The following is a 24,932-nucleotide window of genomic DNA, read 5'->3' on the forward strand; positions in this document are numbered from 1 at the left end:
CCGGCGACCTCGTTACAGCGGGGGCGCCGGATATCGTACAGGGCCGATCAGTTCTGCGCCAGTGTGTTCGACGGCGTGCGGCAGGCGGCGAACACGTCCAGCGCGGGATCGTAGACTTTCGTTGCTACGTCCATCATGCCGAGAACGCTGTGGAAGATGTTGTCGTGGGAATAGGTGCCATCGGCGGCACGCTTGGCGAGGCACGCCATGTCGAAACCGGCAGCCTTGGCGAGATCATCGGCCATCCATACCAGCATCGGCACATGCGTCTGCTGCGACGGGGCGATGATATAGGGTGTGCCGTGCAGATAGATGCCGTTCTCGCCGAGCGACTCGCCGTGATCGGAGAAATAGAGTACGGCGCCGGACACTGTGTTCGAACGCTGCTTCAACTTGTCGATGACCATCGAGACAATGTGATCCGTATAAAGGATCGTATTGTCGTAGGCATTGACGATCTCCTCCTGCGAGCAGGAGCTGAAGTCGTTGGAGCGGCAATCCGGCCTGAACCGGCGGAACTCCTCCGGATAGCGCTGATAGTAGGCAGGCCCATGGCTGCCGAGCTGGTGCAGCACCAGCACGCTGTCGCCTTTCACCTTGTCGAGCCAGCCGTCGACCTTGTCGACGAGGATCTCGTCCTTGCATTCGCCATCCTTGCAGAAGCGCGGGTCGGCGGACGGTGGCAGATAGGTGTAGGAGACACGATCGGTGACGCCGTAGCTGCCGGTGTCGTTGTCGAGCCAGGTGACATCGACCTTCGCATGGGTCAGCACGTCGAGCAGGTTTTCCGTCTGAAGCCCTTTGCGGTGGGTGTACTGTCCGCGTGTGTAGACCGAAAACAGGCATGGGATGGAGGTCGCGGTCGCCGTTCCGCAGCTGCTCGTATTCGGGAAATAGACGACATTGCGCTTCGCCAGTTCCGGGTTGGTCATCTTGGCGTAGCCGCCGAGCGAGAAGTTCTGCGCGCGGGCCGTCTCTCCGGCAACGATGATCGTTACGCGCGGCTTGCCGTTGTCGACCGCGCCGACCCTGCGGGCATCCGTTCCCAAAGGCTGCGCGACGACGTTGGCGTCCCGTTGGGTGTCGATCGCATAGCGAACGGCGCTGGCGATCGGGATTACCGGATTAAGTGTGCTCACCAGGTCGCGATGCGCACGGCCGACACCGGCATAGGTCTTGTAAAAGCTGGTGCCGGCGGCAACGAAGATGGCGACACAGGCAAGGATAACGGCGGTATTGTAGGCGAGCTTCTTCAGGATCGGGCGGTGAACGATCCGGACCCATGCGAGGAGAAGCGACGGCAAGACGCCAGTCAGCAGGACATAGGTGACGAAGCGCGCCGTGATCAGATGGCCGCTTTCCGCACCGGTGGAAACCGCTGCATTGCGGATCATCTCCCTGTCGATGATGACGCCGAACTGGTCGTTGAACCAGGACGATACGGATGCCACCAGTATGAAGAAGATCAGTACCGGCTTCGTGACGTATTTCGCGGAGAAGAGAGTGAAAAGCGCCATCACACCGGCTGAAATGCCGGCCACGAAGGCGATGAAGGCGGCAGGCTCGGCGATGAGATAGCCGTAGGCCTTAGTCCAAAACATCCGATTTGTCACAAGAAGTACATAAAGGGCGGCTATGAAACAAAGCGTGACACTACCGATGGCTGGCCTGAAACTCTGTCGGCCAGATTCTTTTTTTTCATTGGTCAATAGTCATCTCCGAGGTGTGGGCTATAGGCGGCGTGTCCGCAACCCACTACTGCAGCGTGTGTTCCCGCTGCTAAAGCCGGCCACCATGGTTACCAATCCTGACATTTACCTGAACGACGAGTCCTTGCGCAGGGCTATTTCGGTCCGGATTCCGATTATCCTTCCTTTTTCCCAGCTTCACATCCAAGGTTCAGGTCGCCGTCAGAAATAGGCATCATAGCTGTGTGATTGCAACTGGGGATGCAATCGTGCGACTTCTACTGGTCGAAGATAATATACTTATAGGCAATGCCGTGCAGGACCACCTGAGCGCGGACGGCTGGTCGGTCGAGTGGTCCATGGACTTGGAATCCGCCAAGCGCGCGGTTGCAGCCGGAGCTCACGACGTGCTGCTTCTCGATCTTCGATTGCCCGACGGCAGCGGTCTCGACCTGCTCAAGCTCATGGAAGCGCGCGGGGATACTACGCCGGTCATCGTTATGTCGGCTTATGATCAGCTGTCGGACCAGATGAGGGCCATGAACATCGGCGCCATCGATTATCTGGTGAAGCCTTTTGCGTTGAGCGAGATGGCGGTTCGAGTACGCAAGGCTGCGAGGCGCAGCCGTTTGATCCGTATGCGCAATGCCGGCTGAGCTGGACAGGCTTCAGGATCGAGCTGGCGTTCCCGATCGCAGGAGATCGATCACCGCAATAGCCGCGGCAAAGACCACCAGAGATAATAGCCAGCCGAGGACCGCATCAGACAGATAATGGGCTCCGGTCATCACGCGCAAGACCGGCATCGTGATCGAGATGATCGCAAGGGGGATGCCGAGCGGGAAGCGCAGGCGCGGCGGCAGCAGCACGACGAGGCAAAGCAGCCAGCCGCCGGACGATGCTTCGCCGGAGACGAAGGAGCAGTTTCCAAGACACCGGCCGGCAAACGAGCCAGCCTGGACGAAATCCAGCGAACCGCCGAAGAGATCGGTGGCGCGCGGCCTCGGCCTGCCGCCATAGCTCTTCAGCAGCGTGTTCACGATGAGACCGCAGCCGATGGCGAGCGATATCAGTGCGGCGATGTAGCGATCGGTTTGCAGCGTCCGCCAGCGCGCGCCGTATTTACGCCAGGACGAAACCAAGGTCGCGATCAGGACGACGATGGCGATGTAGGGCAAGGCGAGCGTAACGTCCCGCACGATCTCAAAAGGACGATTCTTGGCGAGGGCAAAGGTGCCGCAGATGTCGCCAAGCGGAGCGGCCGACGTGCAGGGCGCTGTCGTGAAGACGCTCTTGGCGACGGCGAGATCGATGTCGGGGAAGCGATAGAAGACAAACAGCAGCACCCACCAAAGCGCAAACAACGCAAGAAACACAAAGAAGGATCTGCTGACAGGCGCGGTCCTTTTTGTGAAAGCAACGGAGTTGTCGTACATGCGAAGCGCTGGCCACCGTTTGAACAGGTTCAAAACGAGTGCCCGTCCGCGTTGTGCAGACGTCAGGACGGCCACCATCGGGCGTCCATTAGGACAGAAGCCTGACAATAGCCTTAAAGATCAGAGGATTGCTAAAATCGATCAGGGTCAGCCGTCCCGCCGAAACAATTTCTGCGGGTTCAGAGGACTCTTACTTTATCTCGAGCAGAGGTCTATTCGCCGGTCTTGAAATAGGCTTCCAGCCGGTAGCCGTCGGGATCGATGACGAAGGCGGCATAATAGAACTGGCTGTAGTCGGGTCGAATGCCCGGCTTGCCGTTATCTTCGCCGCCGTTGGCGATGCCTGCGGCGTAGAAGGCGTCAACGGCGGCCTGGCTCGGCGCCACGAAACAGAAATGCAGACCGGAGCCACGATCGGCGGGGACCGGGTGTTCCACCTCGCTGACCCAGAACTGGGCCCGCTCCGCGCCATATCCGACCGTGCCGTCGAAATTGGTCACCCGCTCGTAGCCGAGGGGCGAGAGGGCTGCATCATAGAACGTCTGCGCCCGCGTCAGGTCTTTGACGCCGATCGAAATATGGTCGAACATGAAAACAAGCTCCCGCCATGTTGCCGCCGGAGCTTGCTGGAGGCCGTACCCCTGGGGAGGCGGCGGCTTCCGGAAGTCCGATTTCGCCTCACCATCTTGCAATGGTTATACGAAGTCAACAAAGGGATAAAATGACTTGCGGGGTCGTGCGGTTTGGGCTTTTCGGCTGCGGCGCGGATTTTTTCGGGCGGGCTGTCGATTTCCCGAGGTCTGCTTCGTCGTCGATATGAGCGGGCTTGTTGAGCGGCAATGGTGCCGACGTCTCGCTTCCGGAGGATTTTTCCATGCGTTTCATGTCTATCGTCATGGCCAAGGATTTCATGCAGCCGTCGCCGGCGCTGATGGAGGCCATTCACAAGCTTGCCGATCGGGAAATCAAGGCCGGTCGCATGATCGATACGGCGGGGCTGATGCCGCTTGAGACCGGCGCCCGCGTTACGATCAAGGATCGCAAGCTGAGCGTTATCGACGGCCCCTTCGTGGAGGCCAAGGAGGTCGTCGGCGGCTATGCGATCTTCGAGCTGCAGAGCAAGGAAGAGGCCGTGGCGCTGGCGGTCGAATTCATGCAGCTACACAAGGATCTCATGCCAGGCTGGGAAGGAACGTGCGAGGTGCGTCCCTATTTCGATCCGAATGCCGAGGGCGTATGCGATCCGCTCGCCGAAGCCAGGGCATGATGCCTTCGATCCCTCATCGGGGCAGGCGACCTTGACGGTCGCCGGCACCCATCGGGCGATCCTTGCCGTCTGGCGGGTCGAGCAGCCGCGGCTGATCACCAGCCTGGCGCGATTGTTGCGCGATGTGCCGCTGGCCGAGGATCTCACTCAGGAAGCATTGATTGCGGCGTTGGAGCGATGGCCGGAAACGGGCATCCCCGAGCGCCCCGGCGCGTGGCTGATGACAACGGCTAAACGTCGGGCGCTCGATTACCTGCGCCGCCGCCGGATGCTTGACCACAAACACGAGATGATCGTTCGCGAGATGGAGGAGGACGAGCAGATCATGCCTGATCTCGACACCCCTCTCGATGACGATATCGGCGACGAAATGTTGCGCCTGGTCTTCACGGCCTGTCATCCGCTGATTTCGCGCGAGGCGCGCGTAGCGCTGGCCTTGCGGATGATCTGCGGCCTGACGACGGAAGAGATCGCCAGGGCGTTTCTGGTGTCGGAGGCGACGATCGCTCAGCGCATCGTCCGCGCCAAGAAGACATTGTCGGAATCGGGGCTCACCTATGAGACGCCGCACGGCGAGGAGCTGTCACAACGGCTGGCCTCGGTTCTGGAGGTGATCTACCTGATCTTCAACGAGGGTTATACGGCGGCGCGCGGCGAAAACTGGATGCGACTGCAATTGTGTCAAGAGGCGCTGCGGCTGGGCCGCGTGTTGATATCCGTGGCGCCGATGGAGCCGGAGGCGCATGCGCTGCTGGCCCTGATGGAACTGAATGCGTCGCGTGCTGCGGCACGGACAGACGCCGATGGCAATCCCGTCCTTCTGCTCGAACAGGATCGCGCGCGCTGGGACCGGCTGCAGATTCAGCGCGGGCTGCAGGCCCTGAAGCGCGTGCAAGAGCTTGACGGTGCTGGCGGGGTCTATGCCTTGCAGGCCGCGATCATTGCCTGTCATGCGAGGGCAGATACGGCAGCTGAAACCGATTGGCGAGGGATCGCGGATCTCTACGCCGAGCTTGCCGATCTCATTCCGTCTCCGGTCGTCGAACTCAATCGCGCGGTCGCGGTCGGCATGGCGGAGGGGCCCGAAGCGGCATTGGCAATCGTCGAGCGTCTGCATGATGAGCCTGCGCTGAAGTACTACCATCTTCTGCCGAGCGTCCGCGGCGATCTCCTCCACAAGCTCGGCCGGCATGCAGACGCGCGGCGCGCCTTTGAAGCGGCTGCCGCGCTCGCCGAGAATCAGAGGGAGCGTGATTTCCTATTGCGCCGCGCCGCCGAGGCGGCCGGTACGGAGAAGGAATGACCCGCCTTTCGCGGCGGGTCATCTTGCGTTGAGCTATTCCGCAGCCTGGTAGTTCGCGGCTCTCGCAGTGGATGAGCGCGGTCCGACAGCGGCAAGCAGCGTGATGGCGACGGCAAGGATCGTCACGAAGCCGATGCCTGCGATGTAAGGATTCCAGCCGAAGCTTGGAGCCGCGCTGAAGACCGCCGATGCTGCCGCCAGGATGATGCCGCCGCCGATTTGGAAGGAGGCAAATAGCATACCCGACGCCAGGCCGGATTCGTCATCGCTGACTTCCGAGAGCGCCGCGACCTGGATCGAGGGATAGGTCATGGCATAGCCGACGCCGAGCAGGATCTGCGAGATGGCGACCAGCACCATCGTATCGATGTGTCCGGCCGACAGTACCCAGAAGAGATAGCTAATGGCCTGCAATCCCACGCCGAAGGTCATGAGCAGGGTGGTGCCCCGGTTCTGGCCTATCGTGGCGAAGCGTGGGGCCAGGAACATGACGCAGGTGCCGCCGATGGCGAAGGCGAAGCCGGTCGCAAAGGCTGACCAGCCGACGACGGTCTGGTAATAAAGCGTCGCGATGAACTGGAAGCCGACATAGGCACCCTGGTATAGCGCGGCGATGGCATTGGCGTGGCTGAGCTTGGTGCGGCGGAACATGGCAAGCGGCACCATCGGATCACGATGGCGCGATTCCACAATCAGGAACAGCACGATCAGGATCAGCGCGGCAAGGAGCGAGCCCCAGGTCGCGAAGGCCTGCCAGCCGTCGGCGGCGGCATTGGTGACGCCGAAGACGAAGAGCAGCAGGCCGGGAGTGATGGTCAGGGCGCCGGCCCAGTCGAAACGGGCACGCGGGCCGCTTCTCTTGTGATCGGCCGGCAGGACGAGCGGGGCGACGATCAGCGCGAGGATGGCAACGGGAGCGCCCATGACAAGGGTCGCGCGCCAGCTGATGAGGGTCGCTGCTCCACCCAGCACCATGCCGAGCACGAAGCCCGCGGCGCCGGTGGAGGAGAAGACGCCGAGCGCCTTGGCGCGGGCGTTGCCTTCACCGAAGACGGAGAGCAGCAAGGCGAGGGCGGCCGGCGCGGTGAAGGCGGCGGCAATGCCCTTGATCAAGCGCGCGGCGATGAGCGTCGGGGCGCTGTCGACGAAACCGCCGGCAATGCTGGCGAGGGCAAAGACGGCGAGCGACCAGAGGAAGACGCGACGGTGGCCGAAGAGATCGGCGACGCGGCCGCCGAGCAGCAGGAAGCCGCCATAGCCGAGTACATAGGCACTGACTGCCCATTGCAGGGACGTCGCCTGCATGCCCAGCTCTTTCTGAATTGCGGGCAGGGCCACGCCGATGGTGGAGACATCCATGGCGTCGAGGAAATTGGCGGCGCAGAGCAGCAGCAACGCCAATCCCGCCCCGCTTCGGGTTTGGGAAGAAGTCATCGGGATCGTTCCTTTCTATGCTGCCGCGTCTTGGGAGGATGAAAACGGCAGGGAACGAGAAAATGTACATCTTCAAACCCTATTGCAAATTGATAGTAACCATGTCAGGTATTACTGGCGATGATGAATGATGCGACACTTCGAAAAATCGATCTCAATCTGCTGCTCGCCTTCTCCGTGCTGATGCAGGAGCGGAATGTGAGCCGCGCGGCCGAGCGTCTGCTGCTTGGCCAGCCGGGTCTTTCCGCTGCTCTTCGCCGGTTGCGCGAGACGCTGGATGACGAATTGTTCGTGCGCGTCGGCCGCGGCCTGCAGCCGACGCCGCGGGCGCTGTCGATCGCGCCGGCGATCGAGGATGCGCTATCCGGCATCGAACGCGCCATTCGCCCGCCCGCCGCTTTCGATCCGGGGAGTTGGCAGGGCGAGTTCCGCATCGGGCTTTGCGACAATCTCGAATCATCTTTCTTCGGGCTGTTGGCGGCGCGGTTGCGGCAGCAAGCACCTGGCGCCCGGCTGACCAGCGTGGCGTTCGATCGGCGCGACGCCGTGCGCTTGCTGGACGAGGGCGCCTTCGACTTCAGCATTTCGGTGCATGACGACCCAGCCTCTTGGCATGTTCGCGCGCCGCTTTTCGAGCAGGCCTCCTTGTGCATCTACGATGCGCGACATTTGAAATGTGCCGCGCCATTGAGCCTGAAGCAGTTCGCAAGTGCGCCGCATGTGACCGTCTCGCTCGAAGGCGCCACATCCAGTGGCGTCGACGTCGCTCTTGCACGCCTCGGTTACCGTCGTCAGGTGGTGGCGACGGTTCCTCGCTTTTCCGCCTTGCCGACGACGCTGCAGGCTATTCCGGCCATTGCGACGGTTCCGGAAGCCATCGCTCGCTGCATGGCGCAGCTGCACGAACTGACGGTGTCCGAGCCGCCGTTCGAACTGCCGGCCGATCCGGTGACGATGCTCTATCGACGCGTCGATCAGGCCGACAGCCGTTCGGTGTGGTTCCGTCGTGTGTTTGTCGAGGTGGTGAAGGAGGCGCTCGAGGCGAGCGGCTGCAACATGGGCGTATCGACCGATGCCTGCTGTTACGACCGGCTGCCTCTGGCTGAGGCCGTCTGATCTCTTGCGAAAGGGTGATCGCGATGATCCGGCAAACCCAGCGTCTGGTCCTGCGCATGCCGGAGGAGCGGGACCTGGATTTCGTGACGGCGCTCTTTGCGCTGCCGGAACTTGTCGCCCATCGGCCCGACCCGACGCCGGATTCTCCGGCTGAAAGTGTCCGACGGCTCGCGCGTGATCGGGCGCACTGGCGCTTGCACGGGTTCGGGCGTTGGGCGGTTGAAACCGAAGGCCGGCTGATCGGGTTTGGCGGCGTTACCGTCTCGACGGAATTCGAGGGGCTCAATCTTTCCTATCATCTGCACCCCGATCACTGGGGAAGCGGCTATGCGACCGAACTGGTGACGGAGGCTCTGGCCTTCGCCTGCCGCGATCTCCGCGCCGAACGTGTCGTCGGGCTTGTGCGTCCCGTTAATGCCGCCTCGCGGCGCGTGCTGGAAAAATGCGGCTTCCGTTTTGAGCGTGAAATCATGCTGCACGGAGCGCCGACGCATCTCCTATCCTTCCGGATGGTCGCGACGGGCGTCGACGAGCCGGCTTAGCCGTCGAGGTAGGGCATGCCGTCCTTGTGCACGAAGCGTCCGTCCGTGCTCGAACTCATCATGTCGATGTCAGAGCAGGTGATGAGGTCCGTCGGCGAACGGGTGCCTGCCTCGAGATAGATCGCGGTGGTATTGGACTTATTGATCATGTGATGGCCATTGCCTGAGCCCTTCGGAAAGGCGGCACAGTCGCCGGCGCGCAGCACCGTCTCGCCGTCATCCTCGATCAGCGTAAGCTCGCCCTCCAGCACATAGATGAATTCGTCCTCCTCCGAGTGCCAGTGCCGCTGGCTCGACCAGTTGCCCGGCGGCAGCCGCATGAGGTTGACGCCGAAATCGGTGAGGCCGCCTGCATTGCCCAGCCGCTGACGGATGCGCTCGGCACAGGGGTCGTTGAAGGGGCTTGGGTAACGCGTACCTTTGATTTCCGGCACGGCTGCAACATCGATCTTCGGCATGATGACCCTGCCTGCGAATTGCCATGGGTGGATATGATGTCTGCGTTTGCGCAAATCTATCAGGATTCATCTCAGCCAGTCCAGCAACGTATTCCATCGTGGAGCGCACGATAAACGATTGCTATTCCACATCTTTTGTCATGTAACTGTCATCATTCGTACACATATGCGTCGTTTGAGCAACACAGCATATGTACATGCTGTCACATATGTTTCCGTCGTGTTTCGGTCCTTGTAAAAGCGATGTCGCAAATGCAACTTGCGGCCGGAAGCGAAGCGTTGTGCTTCGGGCTAGCCACTGAAACTTGACGGCGAACGGCCCCCCAGGTTCGTCTGTCGCGCAAGTTCATTTGAAGAATGGAGTTACCATGAACATCAAGAGCTTGCTTATCGGCTCCGCGGCTGCACTCTGCGCCGTATCCGGCGCGCACGCAGCTGACGCGATCGTCGCTGCCGAGCCGGAGCCGCTGGAATATGTCCGCATCTGCGACGCATTCGGCGCTGGCTACTTCTTCATCCCCGGCACGGAGACCTGCTTGCGGGTTGGCGGCAAGGTCCGCACGGAAGGTCAGTGGGAAGACCCTTACAATCGTGAAAGCCAGATCGGCACCAAGTGGCACACCCGCGCTGAACTGAACCTCAACACCGCAACCGACACCGAATATGGTCCGCTGAAGACTGAAACCATCATTCGTTGGGACTGGAACGACGGCGGTTCGACGGGCACCAACCTGCTGTGGGCTTATATCAACCTCGCAGGCTTTACCGTCGGTAAGACGGACTCTCAGTATAACCAGTTTGTTGGCTACGCCGGCGACGTAATCCAGGACGACGTCATCTATGACGGTCCGTATGAATTGAACCAGCTGACCTACAACTACGACAGCGGCACTGGCTTCACGGGAGTCATCTCGCTCGAAGACAGCAACTCCGGCACGACGACCAGTGCCTACGGCGGCAGCTGGCAGCTTTCGAAGGCCGATCACTACGCTCCGAACGTTGTCGCTGGTCTCGGCTACAAGGCCGGTATGTTCGGCTTCAAGGTTGTTGGCGGCTACGACTCGATCGTCGAAGAAGGCGCCATCAAGGCTCGTATCGACGCTGACTTCGGCTTCCTCACGGCCTTCTTGATGGGCGGCTGGAACACCGATGGCGACAAACTGAACCAATATGCCGGCTCGAACCAGAACGTTTCCGCCTGCACGACCTCCGATGGTGTCGTTCACGGTGCGAAGTGCGGCTGGGGCGACTGGGCAGTATGGGGCGGCGTTGGCGTTCCGATCAACGAAAAGCTGAAGTGGAACCTGCAGCTCGCCTACACCGACTCGAAGATCTTCGAGGCGACCACGAACGTCAAGTTCAATCCGGTCAAGAACCTGCTGATCGAGCCGGAACTGACCTACGTTCATTACGATCTGCCGGGCGACGATACCTTCTCGGGTATCCTGCGCTTCGAACGGACTTTCTAAGGTCCGGTTGGTCTGATTTGACCTGCATCTGAAATGAGGCCCGGTATTCGCATCGGGCTTCGTTGTCTCACTCCGAGGCGATTGAGAACTCTACTCGGCTTGCATCCGTTGGCGGATATAATGCGGGCACGAGACGGCCTTAAGCCCGCTCCTATCCGGACCGCGCGCTTGCCGATCGATCGTTTACGGTCGTGATCCACGCAGCTGACAAAGGGAAGTCGGCTTACTTTCGAAAATGTGACGCTAGTGAAGGAATATTTCATCCTCTCCAGCGCCGCTTGCTGCCACCAAAGGAAGCTCCATGAAGACGATCATCATACTCGCGGCAATCGTACTGACATCCACGAACGCAATGGCTATTTCGGCCTACAATTCGCAATCGCTGACCTGCGCAACCGTGCATGAGAAGATGGCGCAGGAAGGTTCAATCGTGCTGCGGTACCCGTCGCATAGCGGGAACGTGACGCTGTTCAACCGGACGGTTTCGAACTCGATGTCCTGCCTTGGTCAAGGCACGATGACGAGCGCCACGGTTCCGACGAGCGACGACCCGAAGTGCAAGATCAAGACCTGCAGCTTCGGCACCGGCAAAGGTCCGAACAAGAACCACTAAGCCGACGCTGAACGGCTTATTTTTTGAAATGCATTACCGGCGCGGCGGGAGAATTCCCGTCATGCCGGTAATTTGATGGACCTCAGTGCGAGAGGCGTGCAACGAGTTCCTGCTGCTTCTTGAATGCTATCGTTCGCAAGCGAAGCATTGTATTAATCCAGCGCTGCCCAATCGGGGGTCGCGTGCCATGTCGAAGAATGCACGCGTCGCGCCTTGCAACAAGCTTACGTTGTTTCAAGGGGCCGATTGGTACAAGAGCGGCACATAGCTGCCGCCGCAACGGTTCCATTGCCGGCGAGCGGCAATCTCCGGCGCATCGCTAAAGTCCGCGTTTTCCGTTGCTGAATGCGAAGCGGGAAAAGGCGAGCCGGGGATCGGCCCGCCATGTTCCGCCGATGCATCCAATCGGCTTCAATCCGAAATCAGGCTGCCGCCGCGAGCCGGTCAGTCGCAGACGCGGGTGCGATACATATCGCCCCATGCGTTCTGGCGCCAGACCACATGGCAATGAGGATAATAGGGCGGAGGCGGCAGGTAGCCGGGTTCGTAGGCGGGGCCTGCATACATGGGGGCGGCATAGGCCGGGGGAGCGGTCGCGCCAGCGATCAAAGCGCCGCCGATCACGGCTCCTGCGATGCCGGCGGCAAGGCCGCGGCCAAAATTGTTGTGAGCTTCGGCCTGGGAAGCGGTGGCAATTGTCGTGCCTGCAATTGTCAAGGCGACCAGACCGGTGACGACAAGCTTGCGCATGGTGGTCCACATAGTCCTGATCCTTATTTCTATCGATCACAGCCTCTCGGCCGTTCAGTACGATCAGACAATAGCCCGCCCAGGATTACCGCAAGGCATCCATCCGGTTAAACCTTGGTAAGGTGAAGTGGCTCGCATTTACCGCCATTCGGCAATACCGGCAAATTCCTTGTCTTTCGGGCTCATCGTTCCGCTCCGGCATAGAAACACACTTGGAACCTGTAAATCGGCTTGCGACTGCACTCTACAGTCGACCTCCTTTCAGGAGCGGCGTCTATCCGAAGGGTGTCGTGCTAAGGCCCATTTTGGGCCTATGGAAATCCTGCGATGAAAGCCATCTGGTGTGATCGGTGCGGACCAGTTTCCCTCAACTGCGGATTTGATAAATGTAGATCGGGCAATCGTGCTATCTATCGCAAGGCGGCCGTCCATCGAGCCACGCTTTCGGCAACGGTCGCGACATGTGCGGCAAGCGTCAGGCCGGAGACGGCCTTTCGTGGGCGGAAGTCATGATCTCCGTCTTCCAGCCAGAGAATTTCAATCATTTCGGAGAGCTTGTAAGAGGAAACTTCCTCCCGCGATCCGAATAGATCGCGTGTCCCCTGACAGATCAGGGTGGGCGTCTTCATCTCCTCAAGATGCGCCGTCCGCAGGCTTTCCGGTCTTCCGATCGGATGGAACGGGTATCCGAGACATAGCAGCCCGGAGATCTTTCCCCTATCGCGGAGATTGTCCGCGATCATGCTCGCCACGCGGCCGCCCATGGATTTCCCCGCGATCACGACCGTTCCTTGCAGGCCGAGCTCATCGATCACGGCTTCGAACTCCTGATTGAGGAGCTCCGTGCGAGGCGGCGGCGCGCGTTTCCCGGAGACCCGCCGTGTCGACATATAATCGAACTCGAACCGGACGACCCGCAGGCCTTTCCCGGCAAGTGCCTCAGATATGGTTTCCATCCAGGTCGTGTCCATCGCGCCGCCGGCCCCATGAGCGAGGACGATGGTGATCCCGGCGTCTTCGCGGCCGGTGATGAGGAAATCGTGAGGCATTCCAAATTCTCCTGGTTCGCGGCACAGATAGCATGAAAGAGGAGGGAGGAGGCCACCAATAGTCTTGGCTGTCAGCAAGAGCGTCCGTTCCGGATAGCGAAGCCTGAGTGGCATCATCATTGAATCCGCCCGAGATCCGGGCCGATGCTCCCTTTTCCACCCGTCAGGTGCGCCAACGGGCCGGCATTGACAGTCATCCCTTCGAAGGGGATACAGCATCATGCCAAAACACATCCATTGCGAAACATTTCTGACGGCATGACTGATCTCTTTGCCTATTTCGGATTGTTCATGGCGGCCTTCGGTGCCGCAACGATCCTTCCGATGCAATCCGAGGCGGCTCTCGCGGGGCTCCTTCTGACCGGGAGATATTCCGTGCTTTGGCTTGTTGTCATCGCCAGCGCCGGCAATATCCTGGGGTCCGTTGTCAATTGGGTGCTGGGGAGGGGGATCGAACGGTTTCGCAAGCGAAGCTGGTTTCCTGTCGGCGATCATGCGCTCGAGCGGGCTCAGTCTTGGTATCGGAAGTATGGGAAATGGTCGCTGCTCGGAAGCTGGCTGCCAATTGTCGGCGACCCGATAACGGTCGTCGCCGGCATCCTGCGCGAGCCGTTGCCGACCTTCCTGCTGCTGGTGACGATTGCCAAGGTTGGGCGCTATGTCGCTTTGGCCGTGGTAACCGTGAACGTTGCCTGAGGCCTCAGCCCGCGCGGATTGGTCAACCGTTCCCTATGGATTTGGTATGGGTAATGAAAAGGTTGGCGCACCCGACAGGATTCGAACCTGTGACCTTTGGAATCGGAATTGGGAGACAAGCGTTATAGTGCCTTGTTTTAATTAAGTCGCACTGCTGACTGCGCTGCAACTGCGCTACATCCTATGCGTCATCCGAACCACCAGATTGGCTTAGCACCGAGAGCAAAACGGGCCGAAAATTGAACGCACAGCTACCATGTCCCTCTGCGCTAACGAAACTCATCACGCCGAGACAACGCGGTTTCCCTGAAAGTTGTGGATAGTTCGGGGCGTGTAGTGAGAATCATTTTCCCGCAAATATTGTGACTGTACTATTGTGCATTTGGAGGTGCCAATATGCTGAATCCAAAGCTTACAGATCTTCGCAATGCTCTTGAAGCTGTGATGACCTCCATTGGAAAGTCTCAAGAGGGGAGCGTCAGCAATATTGATGCAATTGCCTCCCTTCGCGCGACCAACAGCGAACTCATCGACGGATTGTCTTCCCAACTAATCGATATCGCCCTGATCAAGCTCGCCAACGAGGTTGGCAACCGCAAAGGACCACGCGTCGCAATTCAGCCGGGCAGAGATCTCTTTGGAAACTACCCCGGGGTACCAAAAATGCTAGCCATGGGCCGAGGCATAAAGAAAAGCACCTTAAAGGCAACGTTTAAGGAGGCCGAGCAATGGCTTGAGGAGCATCAGACAAAAACAGTAGTAAACACAGAAAAAAACGAAGGATTTCGCAATCTTGTTAATGAGTTTCGTGAGTACGCACTCACTTCCGACGACACTATTGAACAGGCCATGCGTAGAAAGTTTGATCAGGCTCACGACTAATCTTACGGAATCCAGGACGGGCTTGCTTCAGGCTCAAAAATCGGCATTTCAAAAAAGCTCTTCCTTCAAGATACTGGCGTTGGCCCTTTCAGAAGGCTCGTGGTGAATGACGTGTAACGGACATAACCATGCTCCCGGCTGTCAATGTAACTTCCGAGGTGGCAAGCGGCGTAACTCCAGTGTGTTCATGTGGAAACCATGGCGGAAATCGTCCTCCGTTAGGCTTAGTCAGGGACCAAATGCCAAATGTCCGCTCTGCCATAAGCCTGTTTATTTCGTGCCAGGCCCTCTTGGAGGAGGTGCATACTTTGAGTCTTTCGGCCCACCGTGGCCAAAACACCCATGTATGATTAGCAAAGCGCCTTACTCTCCTTATAGCGCGAGTGGCAGACCGAAACTAAGAAATCACCTAACCGTTTTCGAGAAAGGTTCATGGTTTCCCTTCTTTGCGCGACATGTTGAACAACTTGCAATGGGCACGATTGTTCATGGCGTGGCGTTGAACAATCCTACGGTACTTCACCTTGGTGTGTTAGCGGACATTCATGTTGATTGCGAACGTCCAATCTACGCCCGCATGGCGACTGCCCGAGCCGGCGAATTGAACTATTTTCCATTTGGCTTCGCTGAGCCCGTTTCAATTGACTTTTACTCAGACTGCTTGAACGAACTCGACTTACTGTTGCTGCGTCCTGGTTCTATTCCCGATCAAAATCCATAGTACTGATGGCTTGATCACCTCATCGAGACACTGTGCATGGGGTTCTTTGGGCGCTTGGCCTGTTGCGTGAAATGCAACTTTATGGAAGCTTTGATCTGAAGCTGCACAATCTTCGTGAGTCGAAATTTGATTCGGCCAGAAATTAGTTTCGTGCAGCAACTAAGCACCGGGGCAAAAATGGCATTTCTAGAAGAGCACGAACAAAGCACTCTCTCCATTAAGAGAATGATATTCCACGTCGTTGGCAAGTCTCTTGATGAACCAATCCTGCTTGAAGAAATATCGCCACCTCAACATACTGATTTTTTTCTGGAAAGAGTTAAGTCTTCACTTCGTGGCAATCTTTTTGAATTTCGGGACCTTTCTAGCACTGAGCGCGCCATCCGAAGCATTGTAGCTGATCCAGCAAATTTTGCGCAGATAACGCGAGAACTCGCGGCCGACTTTCAAAGTCGCCATTCAAATTCAACGAGTGTCGGCGTTTTTTTCGTCTTCGAGCTGTCGATCGGAGCTGATCAATCAATTTTTGCCCTTATTAAATACGATAACGAGGACGTTGTTCGATACATGTTGAACAACAACGAGGGTCTACAGGTTCCAAAACTTGAACGCTTTCAAGAGAGCTTTGTCCGGAAAGCTGAAGCGATGCAGAAGATAGCCCTTGTACGGCTGAATGGACAAAAAGGCGGGCTAATTGCCGTTCGAGATCGAAGTAATGCAGCCCACATTTCGGACTATTTCGAGGGCTTTCTACAGGCTCGGCGTGTGAATTCACCCGACGATCTTAGTGAGAAGCTTGTCAGTGCGTTAAAGGATACATTCAAGGAGCATAAAGACTTACTGCCGGAGGAAGTTGCCAAAAGCGGCGTAAATCGGATTTATGAGGTGCTGCGGCAAGGTGGGCACACATTTGATCCGGATGATTGCGAGCCTTTGCTAACCGCAGTATTCGGGAAAATGCCTGAGAATTCAAAATTGCGTCGAACTTTCAGTAGAAAATTGAAATCATACGGCGTTTCTGAGGAAACCTTTGAAATAAACCCTGAAAAGATTCAGACACCCAGACGACGGCTTATTGAAACTCAGGAAGGCGTTGAAATTCGTTATGATGATGGTAAACGACCGCAGATTAAAGAAAGGGAGGATGGCCGCAGAGAAATCGTAATTGTCACAGCGGGCATTAGGAGAGACGATGTCGCTATCGACAATGGTTCACGCAGCCGTTGAGGCAAGTCGTTCCGGCGACGGCGTATTGATAAGCGAAGATCCTGGCAATCTGCATGTCTCCGGAAAGCTGTCTCCGGCGGCGCTTGCGGCGTGGCAAGCAGTATGGGAGGCGCCTGCGCCATGGCTGAGCAAGACATGCATTGATTCATTTGGCGATCACGTCATCCCCAACTCGGTTCAAGACGATGAGGTGAGGATCAATCTAACTTTTGCCTCGTCGATCGGTGCTCCGCATCTTTTCACTGAAGAAGGCTGGCGGAGCCTCTTATACAATGATGGCTTTCTAGGCTCTGCCGTTTCGGTATTCCTCGCTTTCGACAATGTTTCGTTCGAAACGCTTGCTTTCACTATAACTCATTGGACTGATGATCCAATTGATCTTGAAAGCCGTTCGCGTACGGCGGATATCAATCCAAGGAGATATGTCCGTTGCCAATCTCCGGAGTTTATGGCGCCGCGTAGCATCGAGCCTTGGATTTGCAAGGCGCCAGAGGTTAATGCCGGAGTAGCATGGCATCGATGGCAATCCGTCATGGCGGTGATGATTGCGCGCTCATTGCCGAATGAGCTCTATAAAGATGGAGAGAACGCCCGTGTTACTTTGGCGGGTCAACCGCCAAGGAACTTGGAATTCGGCATATTTGAGGATGCCACCACAAATTATGATTCCCTTCAAGAGTTGGCAAGATGGGTATATTTGGAGGGGGCCGACATAGAAGTGCGCCACACCTTCCTTTCCACCGAGTTAGCTCGTGAATGGCCAGCTCAATTGGCGTTCTGTGAGGGGCTGACGAAGAAAGCGGCTCAAGCGTTGGAATCGGCGAAGCTTCTTTACAAGGCTCATCTTCGTACCGGTAGTAAAGACACTCTTAAGTCGCTTGCGGACCTGCGAAAAACCCTCGCGGACGAAGTGCAAAAACTAATGCAGCAGGCGAGGGATTTATCCAACAGCGTTTGGAAAGACGTATCGATTGCTATAGGCGTGGTGGCCGTTAGGCTCGCCCTCGATGCGACGAAAGTTGCCGCTTCGGCCACGGCGTTCTCGATGGTTTATATTATCGTCGCGCTGTACATTGGCGTATCATACTGGTTTTCGCTGGCCACGAATGCTCGATTTCTTGCCGTCATCAATACTGACCGGCCTGTCTGGCGCAATAAACTTTATGGTTTCTTGGATGAGGCGGACTATAAGGCTCTGGCTGAAGAACCGTTGGCTCGGGCAGTGGACGCATACAAGACCATCAGAAAGCTCACCACGGTTGTCGTTTTCTTAGTCGTATTCGCGCTGGTCCTCGCGTCGCTCGTGGAGCTTGACATAATTTCGGTTAGTGCTTTGCTGCCCGCAGTGAAGGCTCACGTACTGACGCTTTGCAACTGGTCATTGGGTTTTCTTACGTCGCTACTCCCCCGTGAGATGTTGAACGGCTAGGAGCGATCTCTTGAAACTGGCTTTACTGTGAGCAACTCGTCGGTAGCTCAGATCGTGCGTGACCAAACATTGATCACGACTGAGTTAATGGGAGGTCTACCTATCGAGACTATTCAGATTTGCAGGGTCTCATTTTGAGGGGGATCGGTAGATTTCATGCATAATTCCCCAAAGCTGTTTGGGATGTGATCGAAAAAGTCGGGGTTTTGAGTGACTGACAAGCTGATATCCATTGTCGAGAATTACTTTGCTGCGGTGCGGGATGTTCATCGCTTGGGTTCTGGCACGAAGGAACGTTCCTACTATCCGGCAGTGGCCGAGCTATTGAACGCCCTTGGGCAGGATTTGAAACCAAGAGTCATTTGCCTATCCGACCTCGGCAACACGGGCGCGGGACATCCCGATTTCGGTTTGTTCGCAGCCAATCAGATTCAGAAGGGCGAGCCACGCAAAGGCCAAATGCCAGAGCGTGGTGTGATCGAAATGAAGGGTGTGGCCGATGAAACTTGGCTTACCGCTGCAACCGATCAGATCAGCAAATATTTCGGTGCTTACCGCCTAGTCATCGTCTCGAACATCCGCGACTTCCTGATCATCGGAGAAGGACCGGACGGCAAAGCTACGAAGCTCGAAGGTTTTCGCCTTGCGCCAGATGCGGCAACATTCTGGAACATGGTCGCCACACCCCGAAAATCAGCCGAACATCTAGGCAGGGCGTTCGGCGAATACCTCAAGCGCGCTCTGACTCAATCGGTCGCGTTGCGCGAACCAAAGGATGTGGCGTGGTTCCTCGCCTCCTACGCCCGCGACGCCTTACAGCGCGTGCAAGAAACTGGAGATCTGCCCGCGCTCGCTAACGTTCGTGCGTCGCTGGAAGAAGCGTTGGGCGTTAGATTCGAAGCCGCCAAGGGCGATCATTTCTTCCGCTCCACACTTGTACAGACGCTCTTCTATGGTGTGTTCTCGGCATGGGTACTATGGGCACGGGAGACGCCGCGATCGTCTCCTAAGTTCGATTGGCGAACCGCTATCTGGCATCTCACTGTACCGTTCATCCGAGAACTTTTCCAGCAGCTTGCTAGCCCGCGTCACCTTCAACCACTCGGGCTTGTCCAGGTGTTGGATTGGACCGCCGACACGCTCAACCGGGTAGATACCATCGAGTTTTTCCGGCGCATCAACGATCAGCTCTCATCGAAAGGCTTAGGCGCGCTGCAGGGTCAGAAATTGAAGGAAGCTGCGTTAAGGCGCGTATTCGGCTTCGAGATCATGCCCGCTCCTTTTGTGATCGCCCATCTGCAATTGGGCTTGGCATTGAAGGACATGGGCGCAATGTTAGACACGACCACGGAGCGCGCGGGGATTTATCTCACCAATGCGCTGACGGGTTGGGAACCCCATGTCTCGAAGCCACTGCCCTTTCCGGAACTTGCGCAGGAACGTGAGGCCGCTGACAAGCTGAAACAGGAAGCGCCCATCCTTGTGGTCATCGGCAACCCTCCGTACAATGGCTTTGCGGGCGTCACACCTAGCTCAGAAGAACGTGCGCTAACCAACGCTTACAAGCAACCGAATAAGGTGCGCAAGCCTGAGGGACAAGGGCTCAATGACCTCTACATCCGGTTCTTCCGAATGGCCGAGCGGCGCATCGTGCAGAAGCGAACCGTGACGAAGAAGGACATGTTCTCTGAAGACGTGACTTGGGATGATGCCGGTGAGGGTGTCGTCTGCTTTATCACAAATTCGGAATGGTTAGATGGCCTGTCGCATTCTGCGATGCGCGAGCGCTATTTAGAAGCTTTCGATTGCATTCGTATCGACAACCTGAACGGTGACAGCCGCGAAACGGGCAAGCAAACGCCTGAGGGCTTGCCCGATCCGTCTATCTTTTCAACCGAGTACAATCGGGAGGGTATTCGCAAAGGAACGGCGGTTGCAACCCTCGTTCGTAGAATGGCTCATATTGCCAATGAAACCGTGGAATATCGTGATCTGTGGGGCGTGAATAAACGCCAACACCTCGCCGACACCGCGGATGTGGAGCCAGGAGCGATCTACGGAAAGGTCACTCCGGTTTTTGAGCTTGGACTGCCATTTGTTCACGTGGTGGTAGGTGAGGGTTATTTTGATTGGATAGCGTTGCCGGATCTATTCCCCGCATCGTTCCCTGGCGTGAAGACAAGCCGGGATGAATTCTTGGTTGATATCGACCGGGACGCACTCGCTGCACGCATTGTAGACTACTTCAATCCCGAAATCGCCAATGATGAGCTTCGCGCCCGATACCCCCATGTAATGACGAAATCTGATAGGTTCGATCCGATCATCACACGCTCGCAGTTGTTAAAGCGTGGCGCGATATTGGAGAACATTGTCCGCTACGCCTATCGCCCGTTCGATGTGCGTTGGCTGTATTGGGAGCCAGAAACTAAGCTGCTAGATGAGAAGCGATCCGACTATTGGTTGCACTCAGCGGGAGGGAACGTTGCGTTATCGGCTCAGCAAAAATCGCGTAGCGATTGGCAGTCGTCTCAGATCGTCCAGTCAATCGCGTGCCTTGATCTGCTTGATCGGGGCTCAACGAATTTTCCGCTGAATCTGAAGATATCCGGCTCAGAGGAAGTTCCGAACGCCTCTGCTCCAATATTGAAATTCATGGCGGATCGCGGTCAACCCCCACACAGTGTTTTCTATAATGTAGTCGCAAACCTACACTCCCCAGAATTTCGCGCCGAAAACGAAGGCGCCCTACGGATGGATTGGCCTCGCGTGCCAATTCCAGGCCAAGCCGATTTGCTCAAGGCGTCCGCTGAACTGGGAGAGCGCTTGAGCCTTTATCTCAATCCGGACATACCCGCACCGGGCATATCGAGCGGCTCCATGCGGCCCTGCCTGCTGACCTTAGGCACGCCAGCGAAGCATTGTGGTAAGCTAATCGAGGCCGCCGATCTTGCGCTGACCGTCGGTTGGGGCTCGGCGCAAAGCAGCGCGAGCGGCACCATCGTCATGCCTGGTCGCGGAATGACAAAAGTTCGTGACTACTCGCCAGAAGAACGCGCCGCGCTGGATAAGGAAGCCGCTGACCAAGGCATGACACTTAATGCGCTGCTTCAACTGGTCGGTGGGAAGACTTATGATGTGTATCTTAACAACGAAACCTACTGGGCGAACATTCCCGAGAAGGTATGGGACTATTCACTTGGTGGCTATAAAGTCATCAAGAAGTGGCTCAGCTATCGTGAACAATCCGTCCTTGGCCGACCTCTGAAGCTGGACGAAGCGCTCTACGTCTCCGAGATTGTTCGCCGCATCGCCGCAATCCTGATAATGGGGCCAACGCTTGACGCAAATTATCGTGCCTGCGTCGCCGATGCCCAGACATACGAACAGCTCGGTCTATCCCGGGATGCCGCCCGAGAGCGAAAGGCTGCGAAGGTGAAGAAGGTCGGCCGGGCGGACCCACGTCACAAGGCAGTGAAACAGTTTGATCGGAAGGCAAAAGGTGGACGTCAGTAGTAGTCCGAAACAGGTGTTACGGGTGAGCAAAGGCTTGCTTGGCAGACCTGCGGGCGTGAACAGATGCACTTAGTTCGACTGCACGAAGCAGGATCAGCTTATCAGACCGGATTGCAGGAGTAGGCGTTTCGAATTTCCGCATTGAAGAACTGTCCGATAGAGGCGGCTTCCAGCAGCCGATCGTACATGAACTGAGGGACATTGTAGTATTCATAGACCCTGCCGGTGGCGGCGAACTCCACCTCAAGGGTCTCTGAACCGGGGTCGTAGCCGATTGATGCCAAACTTGACGAGCTTACTAGGTGCCGTTCCATTCAATCCTCCGTCCATCGTGGGTTTTGGGATCGCCACGCGGCCGTGACATTTGCGTAATTTTCGTTGCCGCGTTCCTTACTCCACTGGTGAGCAACACGCGGATCCTCGCTGGCGGGCCTTTTGCCTTCTTCGGGAAGGGTAATCCTACATCGCACAGGCAGCTTTGCAGCCTCGCCTGTAATCACTGCCTCGCCTGTACGAAGCACAGGTAAACTGTCTACGATGCCGCTAAGACTATCAGGCAAAGCAGCCTGTACCTTGCTGCGGTCTGAGGAGTTGGAGAGACGAAGTGAGAAGAACGTGCCACACTGAGAGAGAATAGTCTCGTCGATCTCGGATGGGCGCTGACTCACAATCATAGCACCGAGGCCGAACTTACGGCCTTCCTTAACAATGCGCTGGACGGCATCGCGCGCGAGATTGGAGTCGTCCCGGCCCAGGTACCGATGTGCCTCTTCCATAACCACGAGCAAAGGCCGCGCCCGCCCGCCCTCAGGCATTTCGCGGCTCCAGAAGAGGGCCTCGTAAATAATGTTGAGGATGCCTCCAATTAGTCGCATTAGGATCGAGCTTGGCACGCCGGACAGATCCAGCACGGTGATCGGCCGATCGTGCCCAAGCCAGCTTTCGAGCAATTGTGGCAGGTCGTTCTGCGGAACGCCGATCAAGTTCGGTTCCCAAGGTCCAGGGTGAAGCATGAAGTCATACTGTCGATCCAGTAGCTTCGACCTAAGTTGTTCGAGCTGTCGCCGAATCGACAGGACGTTCGTTTTGTTAGCGAACGGTGAAGAGCTGCCTTGACCAGGCAGCGGATAGGAAGGTGCCGTAAGTGTTTCAGCATCGCCCGGAACAGTTTGAGCCGACGTTTGCTGAGTGTTCTCTATCCATGTCTTTATTTCGGGATCAATTAGATCGAACCAAAGCGATTTCAGGCTGAAGGGTAGAGGACTACTGGCGATCAGCGAGTTGGCATCGACACCAGGATAGTTCGCTTGGGCTAAGATTGCAGTTTTCGCTCTGAGAATACGGTCCTGTATCGCCGTTAACGCCTTCTCCTCGGTTTTACCGAGCAGGAAGGTCAGCAGGTCGTCCAGATCGAGTGCCCAATAAGGAACGTAGAGGCGTTCCTCATTCTCGAGAGGATTCACCCGGAAAACTTTGGCGACCTCTCCGAGCGCGCGACCGTACTCGCCGTGGATGTCCATCAGCAGCACCCTGGCGTTTGGAAAGCTGGAGTGGTCACCCTGCCCGACCGAAAGGGAGCGCAGCAGGCTCGTGACCGTCGTCGACTTGCCAGAACCTGTTGATCCCAACACGGCGGAGTGGCGTGTCACAAGCTTGTCCAGATCGACTCGGACTGGGATGCTCTCGGCTCCCGACAGTCTGCCAATAGTGACCTGACCCGTGTCAGCGGTCCCGTAGATGCGGGCAAGATCTTCCTCCACGACGAGATGCACTTGATCGTTGATCGCCGGATACTGACTGATCCCTCTCTCGAATGTCGCTTCTAAGACCTCGCCAACGAGTTGCACCTTGATCCAGCGGTCACCTCTGGCCCCGCTGTCAACCAGTGTCTCAGGCGTGGCCGTAGCACCCACGTCGGAGATGATCCCGTACAGGTCGTGATAGCCCTGTGGGATACGGACGAAGCTGCCGACTTGGCCGATGCGATAACTGCGGCCGCCTATAATAGCGATGCCCGACGCGGTTCCTTCGAACTGTCGAACGTTGATGGTTGCGCCAGCCACAGCTCCGACGTGACCAAGGAGGGTCGGTACGTTCATCACGCCACCGCAGAGGTGGGTGTGGTAGGTGCCGCCGCTGCAGGTGCGGCCGGTGTCACAAAAACCTGAGTGGAGCGTGAAGCAGAGAAGAAGCGAGCAAATGGCTCAATTGCCCCAAGCGTGAACTCGTGCTGGCCGCCCCCAGACGGTTCAGACCAATACGAGGACCGAATTGGTCCCCAGTCCTTTGAAGGAAGCTCTGTAGGCACACGCCACGGGCCTTCTGAACCATTCACCAGCGCCCCATCGCGCGCGTAGACGCTGAAGTTAGGCAGCCGACGACCGAGCTCGGTGGCACAAATTTCGTTAACAAGCTTCTGGAACTGGAATGCGAACACGCTAGCGGACGGGTTCGCGGCGAGTCCCTCGTCGATACGCGCCGAGATATGAGCGTCGGCGAACGAGAATCCGATCGAGATAAGCAGCGTGTCCGGAGTGGCGAGAAAGGCGCGCAACCGGTCAAGGAGCGCCGCGTAAGGTGCCTTTTGTGTCTGCTCGTATTTGAGGTGCTCAGGGAATACAAGGTGCCGTGCGTTGTCCTTGCCGGAGCGGATCACCTCGTCCTTGCTGTTAGAGCACCACCCCAGCGATCCGTGCAGTTTCCAGAGACGCGTCCATCTTGCAGGCAGGTCGTTGTTGGAGACCGTGACTGGGTCAAAGAAAGGCTCACGACCACCCGTGAAGCCATCAAAGTACGGCGCACGCACACGCTCCAGCGCTTCCTCGAGCAGCAGATCGTAGTTCGTGGTGAAGATCTCAATTGGATGATCACGACCGGCGCCCGTTATCCAGGTCACAATGTCGCCATAGGCCGATCCGGTCGCAGGCAGTGTCACCGTCACTACCTTCCCGATTTCCTCGCACACGCGCTCACCAAGCTGCGCATATCCCGGACCATCCAAGTCATGGATCTTAGCCGGTCCTATCACTTTCGCGAGCGACCTAATTCTGGACAAGAGCGTCTCAATGTCGTCTTTAGGCGCAAGCTCCTTCTTCAACTCTGCGATCTGTACCCCATATTCGGCATGGAGTTTATCGAGGACTATTTTCGTTAAACCGGCAACCGCTGGAATCAGAGGGTATGTTCCGTCTTCCTTCTTCATTCCTGCTGAAGCGCCAGCACCCAGAAGTAGTCCGATTCTTGTCCGACATCAGCGCCCTTGAGACAGAATTGGTTTAATTGAGAAGAGAGGATTTTCGGCTCATCGTAGCTCTATCAAAGGAAGCGAAGATGAGA

At 57.2% G+C, this 24,932-nt stretch carries 24 protein-coding genes; 13 read left to right on the forward strand and 11 right to left on the reverse strand.

What is annotated here, in order from left to right; translation table 11 throughout:
• Positions 1-47: 47 nt before the first annotated feature.
• Positions 48-1,709 carry a phosphoethanolamine--lipid A transferase gene (locus tag BJ928_RS12850; protein WP_047629433.1) on the reverse strand — a complete coding sequence of 554 codons (1,662 nt, stop codon included), beginning with the start codon at positions 1,707-1,709 and terminating at the stop codon, positions 48-50.
• 248 nt (positions 1,710-1,957) lie between these two features.
• Here BJ928_RS12850 and BJ928_RS12855 point away from each other — a divergent pair, with 248 nt between their 5' ends.
• Positions 1,958-2,344 (forward strand): response regulator, encoded by a 387-nt coding sequence (locus BJ928_RS12855; RefSeq protein ID WP_047629567.1) that lies wholly within the window; start codon positions 1,958-1,960, stop codon positions 2,342-2,344.
• 12 nt (positions 2,345-2,356) lie between these two features.
• Here BJ928_RS12855 and BJ928_RS12860 read toward each other — a convergent pair whose 3' ends face one another.
• From BJ928_RS12860 to BJ928_RS38530, 3 genes are all read right to left on the reverse strand, one after another.
• Positions 2,357-3,064 (reverse strand): phosphatase PAP2 family protein, encoded by a 708-nt coding sequence (locus tag BJ928_RS12860; protein WP_245432290.1) that lies wholly within the window; start codon positions 3,062-3,064, stop codon positions 2,357-2,359.
• Between the two features lie 272 nt (positions 3,065-3,336).
• Positions 3,337-3,714 carry a VOC family protein gene (locus BJ928_RS12865; RefSeq protein WP_047629439.1) on the reverse strand — a complete coding sequence of 126 codons (378 nt, stop codon included), beginning with the start codon at positions 3,712-3,714 and terminating at the stop codon, positions 3,337-3,339.
• A gap of 115 nt (positions 3,715-3,829) precedes the next feature.
• On the reverse strand, positions 3,830-4,009 hold the full coding sequence (locus tag BJ928_RS38530; protein ID WP_147413902.1) for a hypothetical protein: 180 nt from the start codon (positions 4,007-4,009) through the stop codon (positions 3,830-3,832).
• On the opposite strand from BJ928_RS38530, the gene BJ928_RS12870 reads away from it, so the two are divergent.
• Positions 3,999-4,391 (forward strand): YciI family protein, encoded by a 393-nt coding sequence (locus BJ928_RS12870; protein ID WP_047629568.1) that lies wholly within the window; start codon positions 3,999-4,001, stop codon positions 4,389-4,391. The genes BJ928_RS38530 and BJ928_RS12870 overlap by 11 nt on opposite strands.
• 31 nt (positions 4,392-4,422) lie before the next feature.
• The gene (locus BJ928_RS12875; protein WP_047629570.1) at positions 4,423-5,694 is read left to right on the forward strand and encodes an RNA polymerase sigma factor; all 1,272 of its coding nucleotides are present in this window, start codon (positions 4,423-4,425) and stop codon (positions 5,692-5,694) included.
• A gap of 33 nt (positions 5,695-5,727) precedes the next feature.
• On the opposite strand, the gene BJ928_RS12880 is transcribed toward BJ928_RS12875, so the two are convergent.
• Positions 5,728-7,128 (reverse strand): MFS transporter, encoded by a 1,401-nt coding sequence (locus BJ928_RS12880; RefSeq protein ID WP_047629441.1) that lies wholly within the window; start codon positions 7,126-7,128, stop codon positions 5,728-5,730.
• Positions 7,129-7,248: 120 nt separating this feature from the next.
• Between BJ928_RS12880 and BJ928_RS12885 the strand changes: the two genes are divergently transcribed.
• Positions 7,249-8,244: a LysR family transcriptional regulator gene (locus BJ928_RS12885; RefSeq protein WP_047629443.1), complete on the forward strand. Its 996-nt coding sequence runs from the start codon at positions 7,249-7,251 to the stop codon at positions 8,242-8,244.
• 23 nt (positions 8,245-8,267) lie between these two features.
• Positions 8,268-8,786, forward strand: a complete 519-nt coding sequence (locus BJ928_RS12890; protein ID WP_047629445.1) for a GNAT family N-acetyltransferase — start codon at positions 8,268-8,270, stop codon at positions 8,784-8,786.
• On the opposite strand, the gene BJ928_RS12895 is transcribed toward BJ928_RS12890, so the two are convergent.
• Positions 8,783-9,244: a cupin domain-containing protein gene (locus tag BJ928_RS12895; RefSeq protein WP_047629447.1), complete on the reverse strand. Its 462-nt coding sequence runs from the start codon at positions 9,242-9,244 to the stop codon at positions 8,783-8,785. The two genes, BJ928_RS12890 and BJ928_RS12895, sit on opposite strands and share 4 nt — an antisense overlap.
• Before the next feature lie 368 nt (positions 9,245-9,612).
• On the opposite strand from BJ928_RS12895, the gene BJ928_RS12900 reads away from it, so the two are divergent.
• Together BJ928_RS12900 and BJ928_RS12905 are read left to right on the forward strand one after the other, a co-directional pair.
• The gene (locus tag BJ928_RS12900) at positions 9,613-10,713 is read left to right on the forward strand and encodes a porin (protein ID WP_047629449.1); all 1,101 of its coding nucleotides are present in this window, start codon (positions 9,613-9,615) and stop codon (positions 10,711-10,713) included.
• Positions 10,714-11,014: 301 nt separating this feature from the next.
• Complete coding sequence (locus tag BJ928_RS12905) at positions 11,015-11,326, forward strand: hypothetical protein (RefSeq protein ID WP_047629451.1); 312 nt, start codon at positions 11,015-11,017, stop codon at positions 11,324-11,326.
• Positions 11,327-11,770: 444 nt separating this feature from the next.
• On the opposite strand, the gene BJ928_RS12910 is transcribed toward BJ928_RS12905, so the two are convergent.
• Together BJ928_RS12910 and BJ928_RS12915 are read right to left on the reverse strand one after the other, a co-directional pair.
• Positions 11,771-12,088: a hypothetical protein gene (locus BJ928_RS12910; protein ID WP_047629454.1), complete on the reverse strand. Its 318-nt coding sequence runs from the start codon at positions 12,086-12,088 to the stop codon at positions 11,771-11,773.
• Between the two features lie 398 nt (positions 12,089-12,486).
• Positions 12,487-13,125 carry an alpha/beta fold hydrolase gene (locus BJ928_RS12915; protein WP_047629456.1) on the reverse strand — a complete coding sequence of 213 codons (639 nt, stop codon included), beginning with the start codon at positions 13,123-13,125 and terminating at the stop codon, positions 12,487-12,489.
• Between the two features lie 258 nt (positions 13,126-13,383).
• Here BJ928_RS12915 and BJ928_RS12920 point away from each other — a divergent pair, with 258 nt between their 5' ends.
• The 6 genes from BJ928_RS12920 to BJ928_RS12940 all read left to right on the forward strand — a co-directional run bounded on the left by BJ928_RS12920 (position 13,384) and on the right by BJ928_RS12940 (position 21,596).
• Complete coding sequence (locus BJ928_RS12920) at positions 13,384-13,821, forward strand: YqaA family protein (protein WP_047629458.1); 438 nt, start codon at positions 13,384-13,386, stop codon at positions 13,819-13,821.
• 396 nt (positions 13,822-14,217) lie between these two features.
• Positions 14,218-14,703 (forward strand): hypothetical protein, encoded by a 486-nt coding sequence (locus BJ928_RS12925; RefSeq protein ID WP_047629461.1) that lies wholly within the window; start codon positions 14,218-14,220, stop codon positions 14,701-14,703.
• Positions 14,704-15,175: 472 nt separating this feature from the next.
• Complete coding sequence (locus BJ928_RS38535) at positions 15,176-15,424, forward strand: hypothetical protein (RefSeq protein WP_147413903.1); 249 nt, start codon at positions 15,176-15,178, stop codon at positions 15,422-15,424.
• 177 nt (positions 15,425-15,601) lie between these two features.
• Positions 15,602-16,651: a nucleoid-associated protein gene (locus tag BJ928_RS12930; protein ID WP_047629463.1), complete on the forward strand. Its 1,050-nt coding sequence runs from the start codon at positions 15,602-15,604 to the stop codon at positions 16,649-16,651.
• Positions 16,617-18,080: a hypothetical protein gene (locus BJ928_RS12935; RefSeq protein WP_147413904.1), complete on the forward strand. Its 1,464-nt coding sequence runs from the start codon at positions 16,617-16,619 to the stop codon at positions 18,078-18,080. Before BJ928_RS12930 ends, BJ928_RS12935 begins: the two co-directional genes overlap by 35 nt.
• A 210-nt stretch (positions 18,081-18,290) precedes the next feature.
• Positions 18,291-21,596 carry a type ISP restriction/modification enzyme gene (locus BJ928_RS12940; protein WP_052227517.1) on the forward strand — a complete coding sequence of 1,102 codons (3,306 nt, stop codon included), beginning with the start codon at positions 18,291-18,293 and terminating at the stop codon, positions 21,594-21,596.
• Between the two features lie 101 nt (positions 21,597-21,697).
• On the opposite strand, the gene BJ928_RS12945 is transcribed toward BJ928_RS12940, so the two are convergent.
• From BJ928_RS12945 to BJ928_RS12955, 3 genes are read right to left on the reverse strand one after another with little or no spacing between them, the layout of a single operon-like run.
• The gene (locus tag BJ928_RS12945; RefSeq protein ID WP_047629467.1) at positions 21,698-21,910 is read right to left on the reverse strand and encodes a KTSC domain-containing protein; all 213 of its coding nucleotides are present in this window, start codon (positions 21,908-21,910) and stop codon (positions 21,698-21,700) included.
• Positions 21,911-23,695, reverse strand: coding sequence for an ATP-binding protein (locus BJ928_RS12950; RefSeq protein WP_052227518.1), 1,785 nt, complete (start codon positions 23,693-23,695; stop codon positions 21,911-21,913).
• Positions 23,695-24,798 (reverse strand): SIR2 family protein, encoded by a 1,104-nt coding sequence (locus tag BJ928_RS12955; RefSeq protein WP_063769440.1) that lies wholly within the window; start codon positions 24,796-24,798, stop codon positions 23,695-23,697. Before BJ928_RS12955 ends, BJ928_RS12950 begins: the two co-directional genes overlap by 1 nt.
• Positions 24,799-24,932: the final 134 nt, after the last annotated feature.

This window comes from Rhizobium sp. WW_1 (genome assembly GCF_003610155.1).
GTDB classification, from domain to species: Bacteria; Pseudomonadota; Alphaproteobacteria; order Rhizobiales; family Rhizobiaceae; genus Rhizobium; species Rhizobium tropici_A.

Excerpts from the sequence above, each read along its gene's own strand:
- BJ928_RS38535 (WP_147413903.1), top strand. The coding sequence starts at position 15,176 with ATGGGCACGATTGTTCATGGCGTGGCGTTGAACAATCCTACGGTACTT.
- BJ928_RS12930 (WP_047629463.1), top strand. The coding sequence starts at position 15,602 with ATGGCATTTCTAGAAGAGCACGAACAAAGCACTCTCTCCATTAAGAGA.
- BJ928_RS12865 (WP_047629439.1), bottom strand. The coding sequence starts at position 3,714 with ATGTTCGACCATATTTCGATCGGCGTCAAAGACCTGACGCGGGCGCAG.
- BJ928_RS12925 (WP_047629461.1), top strand. The coding sequence starts at position 14,218 with ATGCTGAATCCAAAGCTTACAGATCTTCGCAATGCTCTTGAAGCTGTG.
- BJ928_RS12880 (WP_047629441.1), bottom strand. The coding sequence starts at position 7,128 with ATGACTTCTTCCCAAACCCGAAGCGGGGCGGGATTGGCGTTGCTGCTG.
- BJ928_RS12935 (WP_147413904.1), top strand. The coding sequence starts at position 16,617 with ATGTCGCTATCGACAATGGTTCACGCAGCCGTTGAGGCAAGTCGTTCC.
- BJ928_RS12955 (WP_063769440.1), bottom strand. The coding sequence starts at position 24,798 with ATGAAGAAGGAAGACGGAACATACCCTCTGATTCCAGCGGTTGCCGGT.
- BJ928_RS12900 (WP_047629449.1), top strand. The coding sequence starts at position 9,613 with ATGAACATCAAGAGCTTGCTTATCGGCTCCGCGGCTGCACTCTGCGCC.
- BJ928_RS12945 (WP_047629467.1), bottom strand. The coding sequence starts at position 21,910 with ATGGAACGGCACCTAGTAAGCTCGTCAAGTTTGGCATCAATCGGCTAC.
- BJ928_RS12885 (WP_047629443.1), top strand. The coding sequence starts at position 7,249 with ATGATGAATGATGCGACACTTCGAAAAATCGATCTCAATCTGCTGCTC.
- BJ928_RS12870 (WP_047629568.1), top strand. The coding sequence starts at position 3,999 with ATGCGTTTCATGTCTATCGTCATGGCCAAGGATTTCATGCAGCCGTCG.
- BJ928_RS12895 (WP_047629447.1), bottom strand. The coding sequence starts at position 9,244 with ATGCCGAAGATCGATGTTGCAGCCGTGCCGGAAATCAAAGGTACGCGT.
- BJ928_RS12915 (WP_047629456.1), bottom strand. The coding sequence starts at position 13,125 with ATGCCTCACGATTTCCTCATCACCGGCCGCGAAGACGCCGGGATCACC.
- BJ928_RS12950 (WP_052227518.1), bottom strand. The coding sequence starts at position 23,695 with ATGAACGTACCGACCCTCCTTGGTCACGTCGGAGCTGTGGCTGGCGCA.
- BJ928_RS12910 (WP_047629454.1), bottom strand. The coding sequence starts at position 12,088 with ATGTGGACCACCATGCGCAAGCTTGTCGTCACCGGTCTGGTCGCCTTG.
- BJ928_RS38530 (WP_147413902.1), bottom strand. The coding sequence starts at position 4,009 with ATGAAACGCATGGAAAAATCCTCCGGAAGCGAGACGTCGGCACCATTG.
- BJ928_RS12890 (WP_047629445.1), top strand. The coding sequence starts at position 8,268 with ATGATCCGGCAAACCCAGCGTCTGGTCCTGCGCATGCCGGAGGAGCGG.
- BJ928_RS12905 (WP_047629451.1), top strand. The coding sequence starts at position 11,015 with ATGAAGACGATCATCATACTCGCGGCAATCGTACTGACATCCACGAAC.
- BJ928_RS12920 (WP_047629458.1), top strand. The coding sequence starts at position 13,384 with ATGACTGATCTCTTTGCCTATTTCGGATTGTTCATGGCGGCCTTCGGT.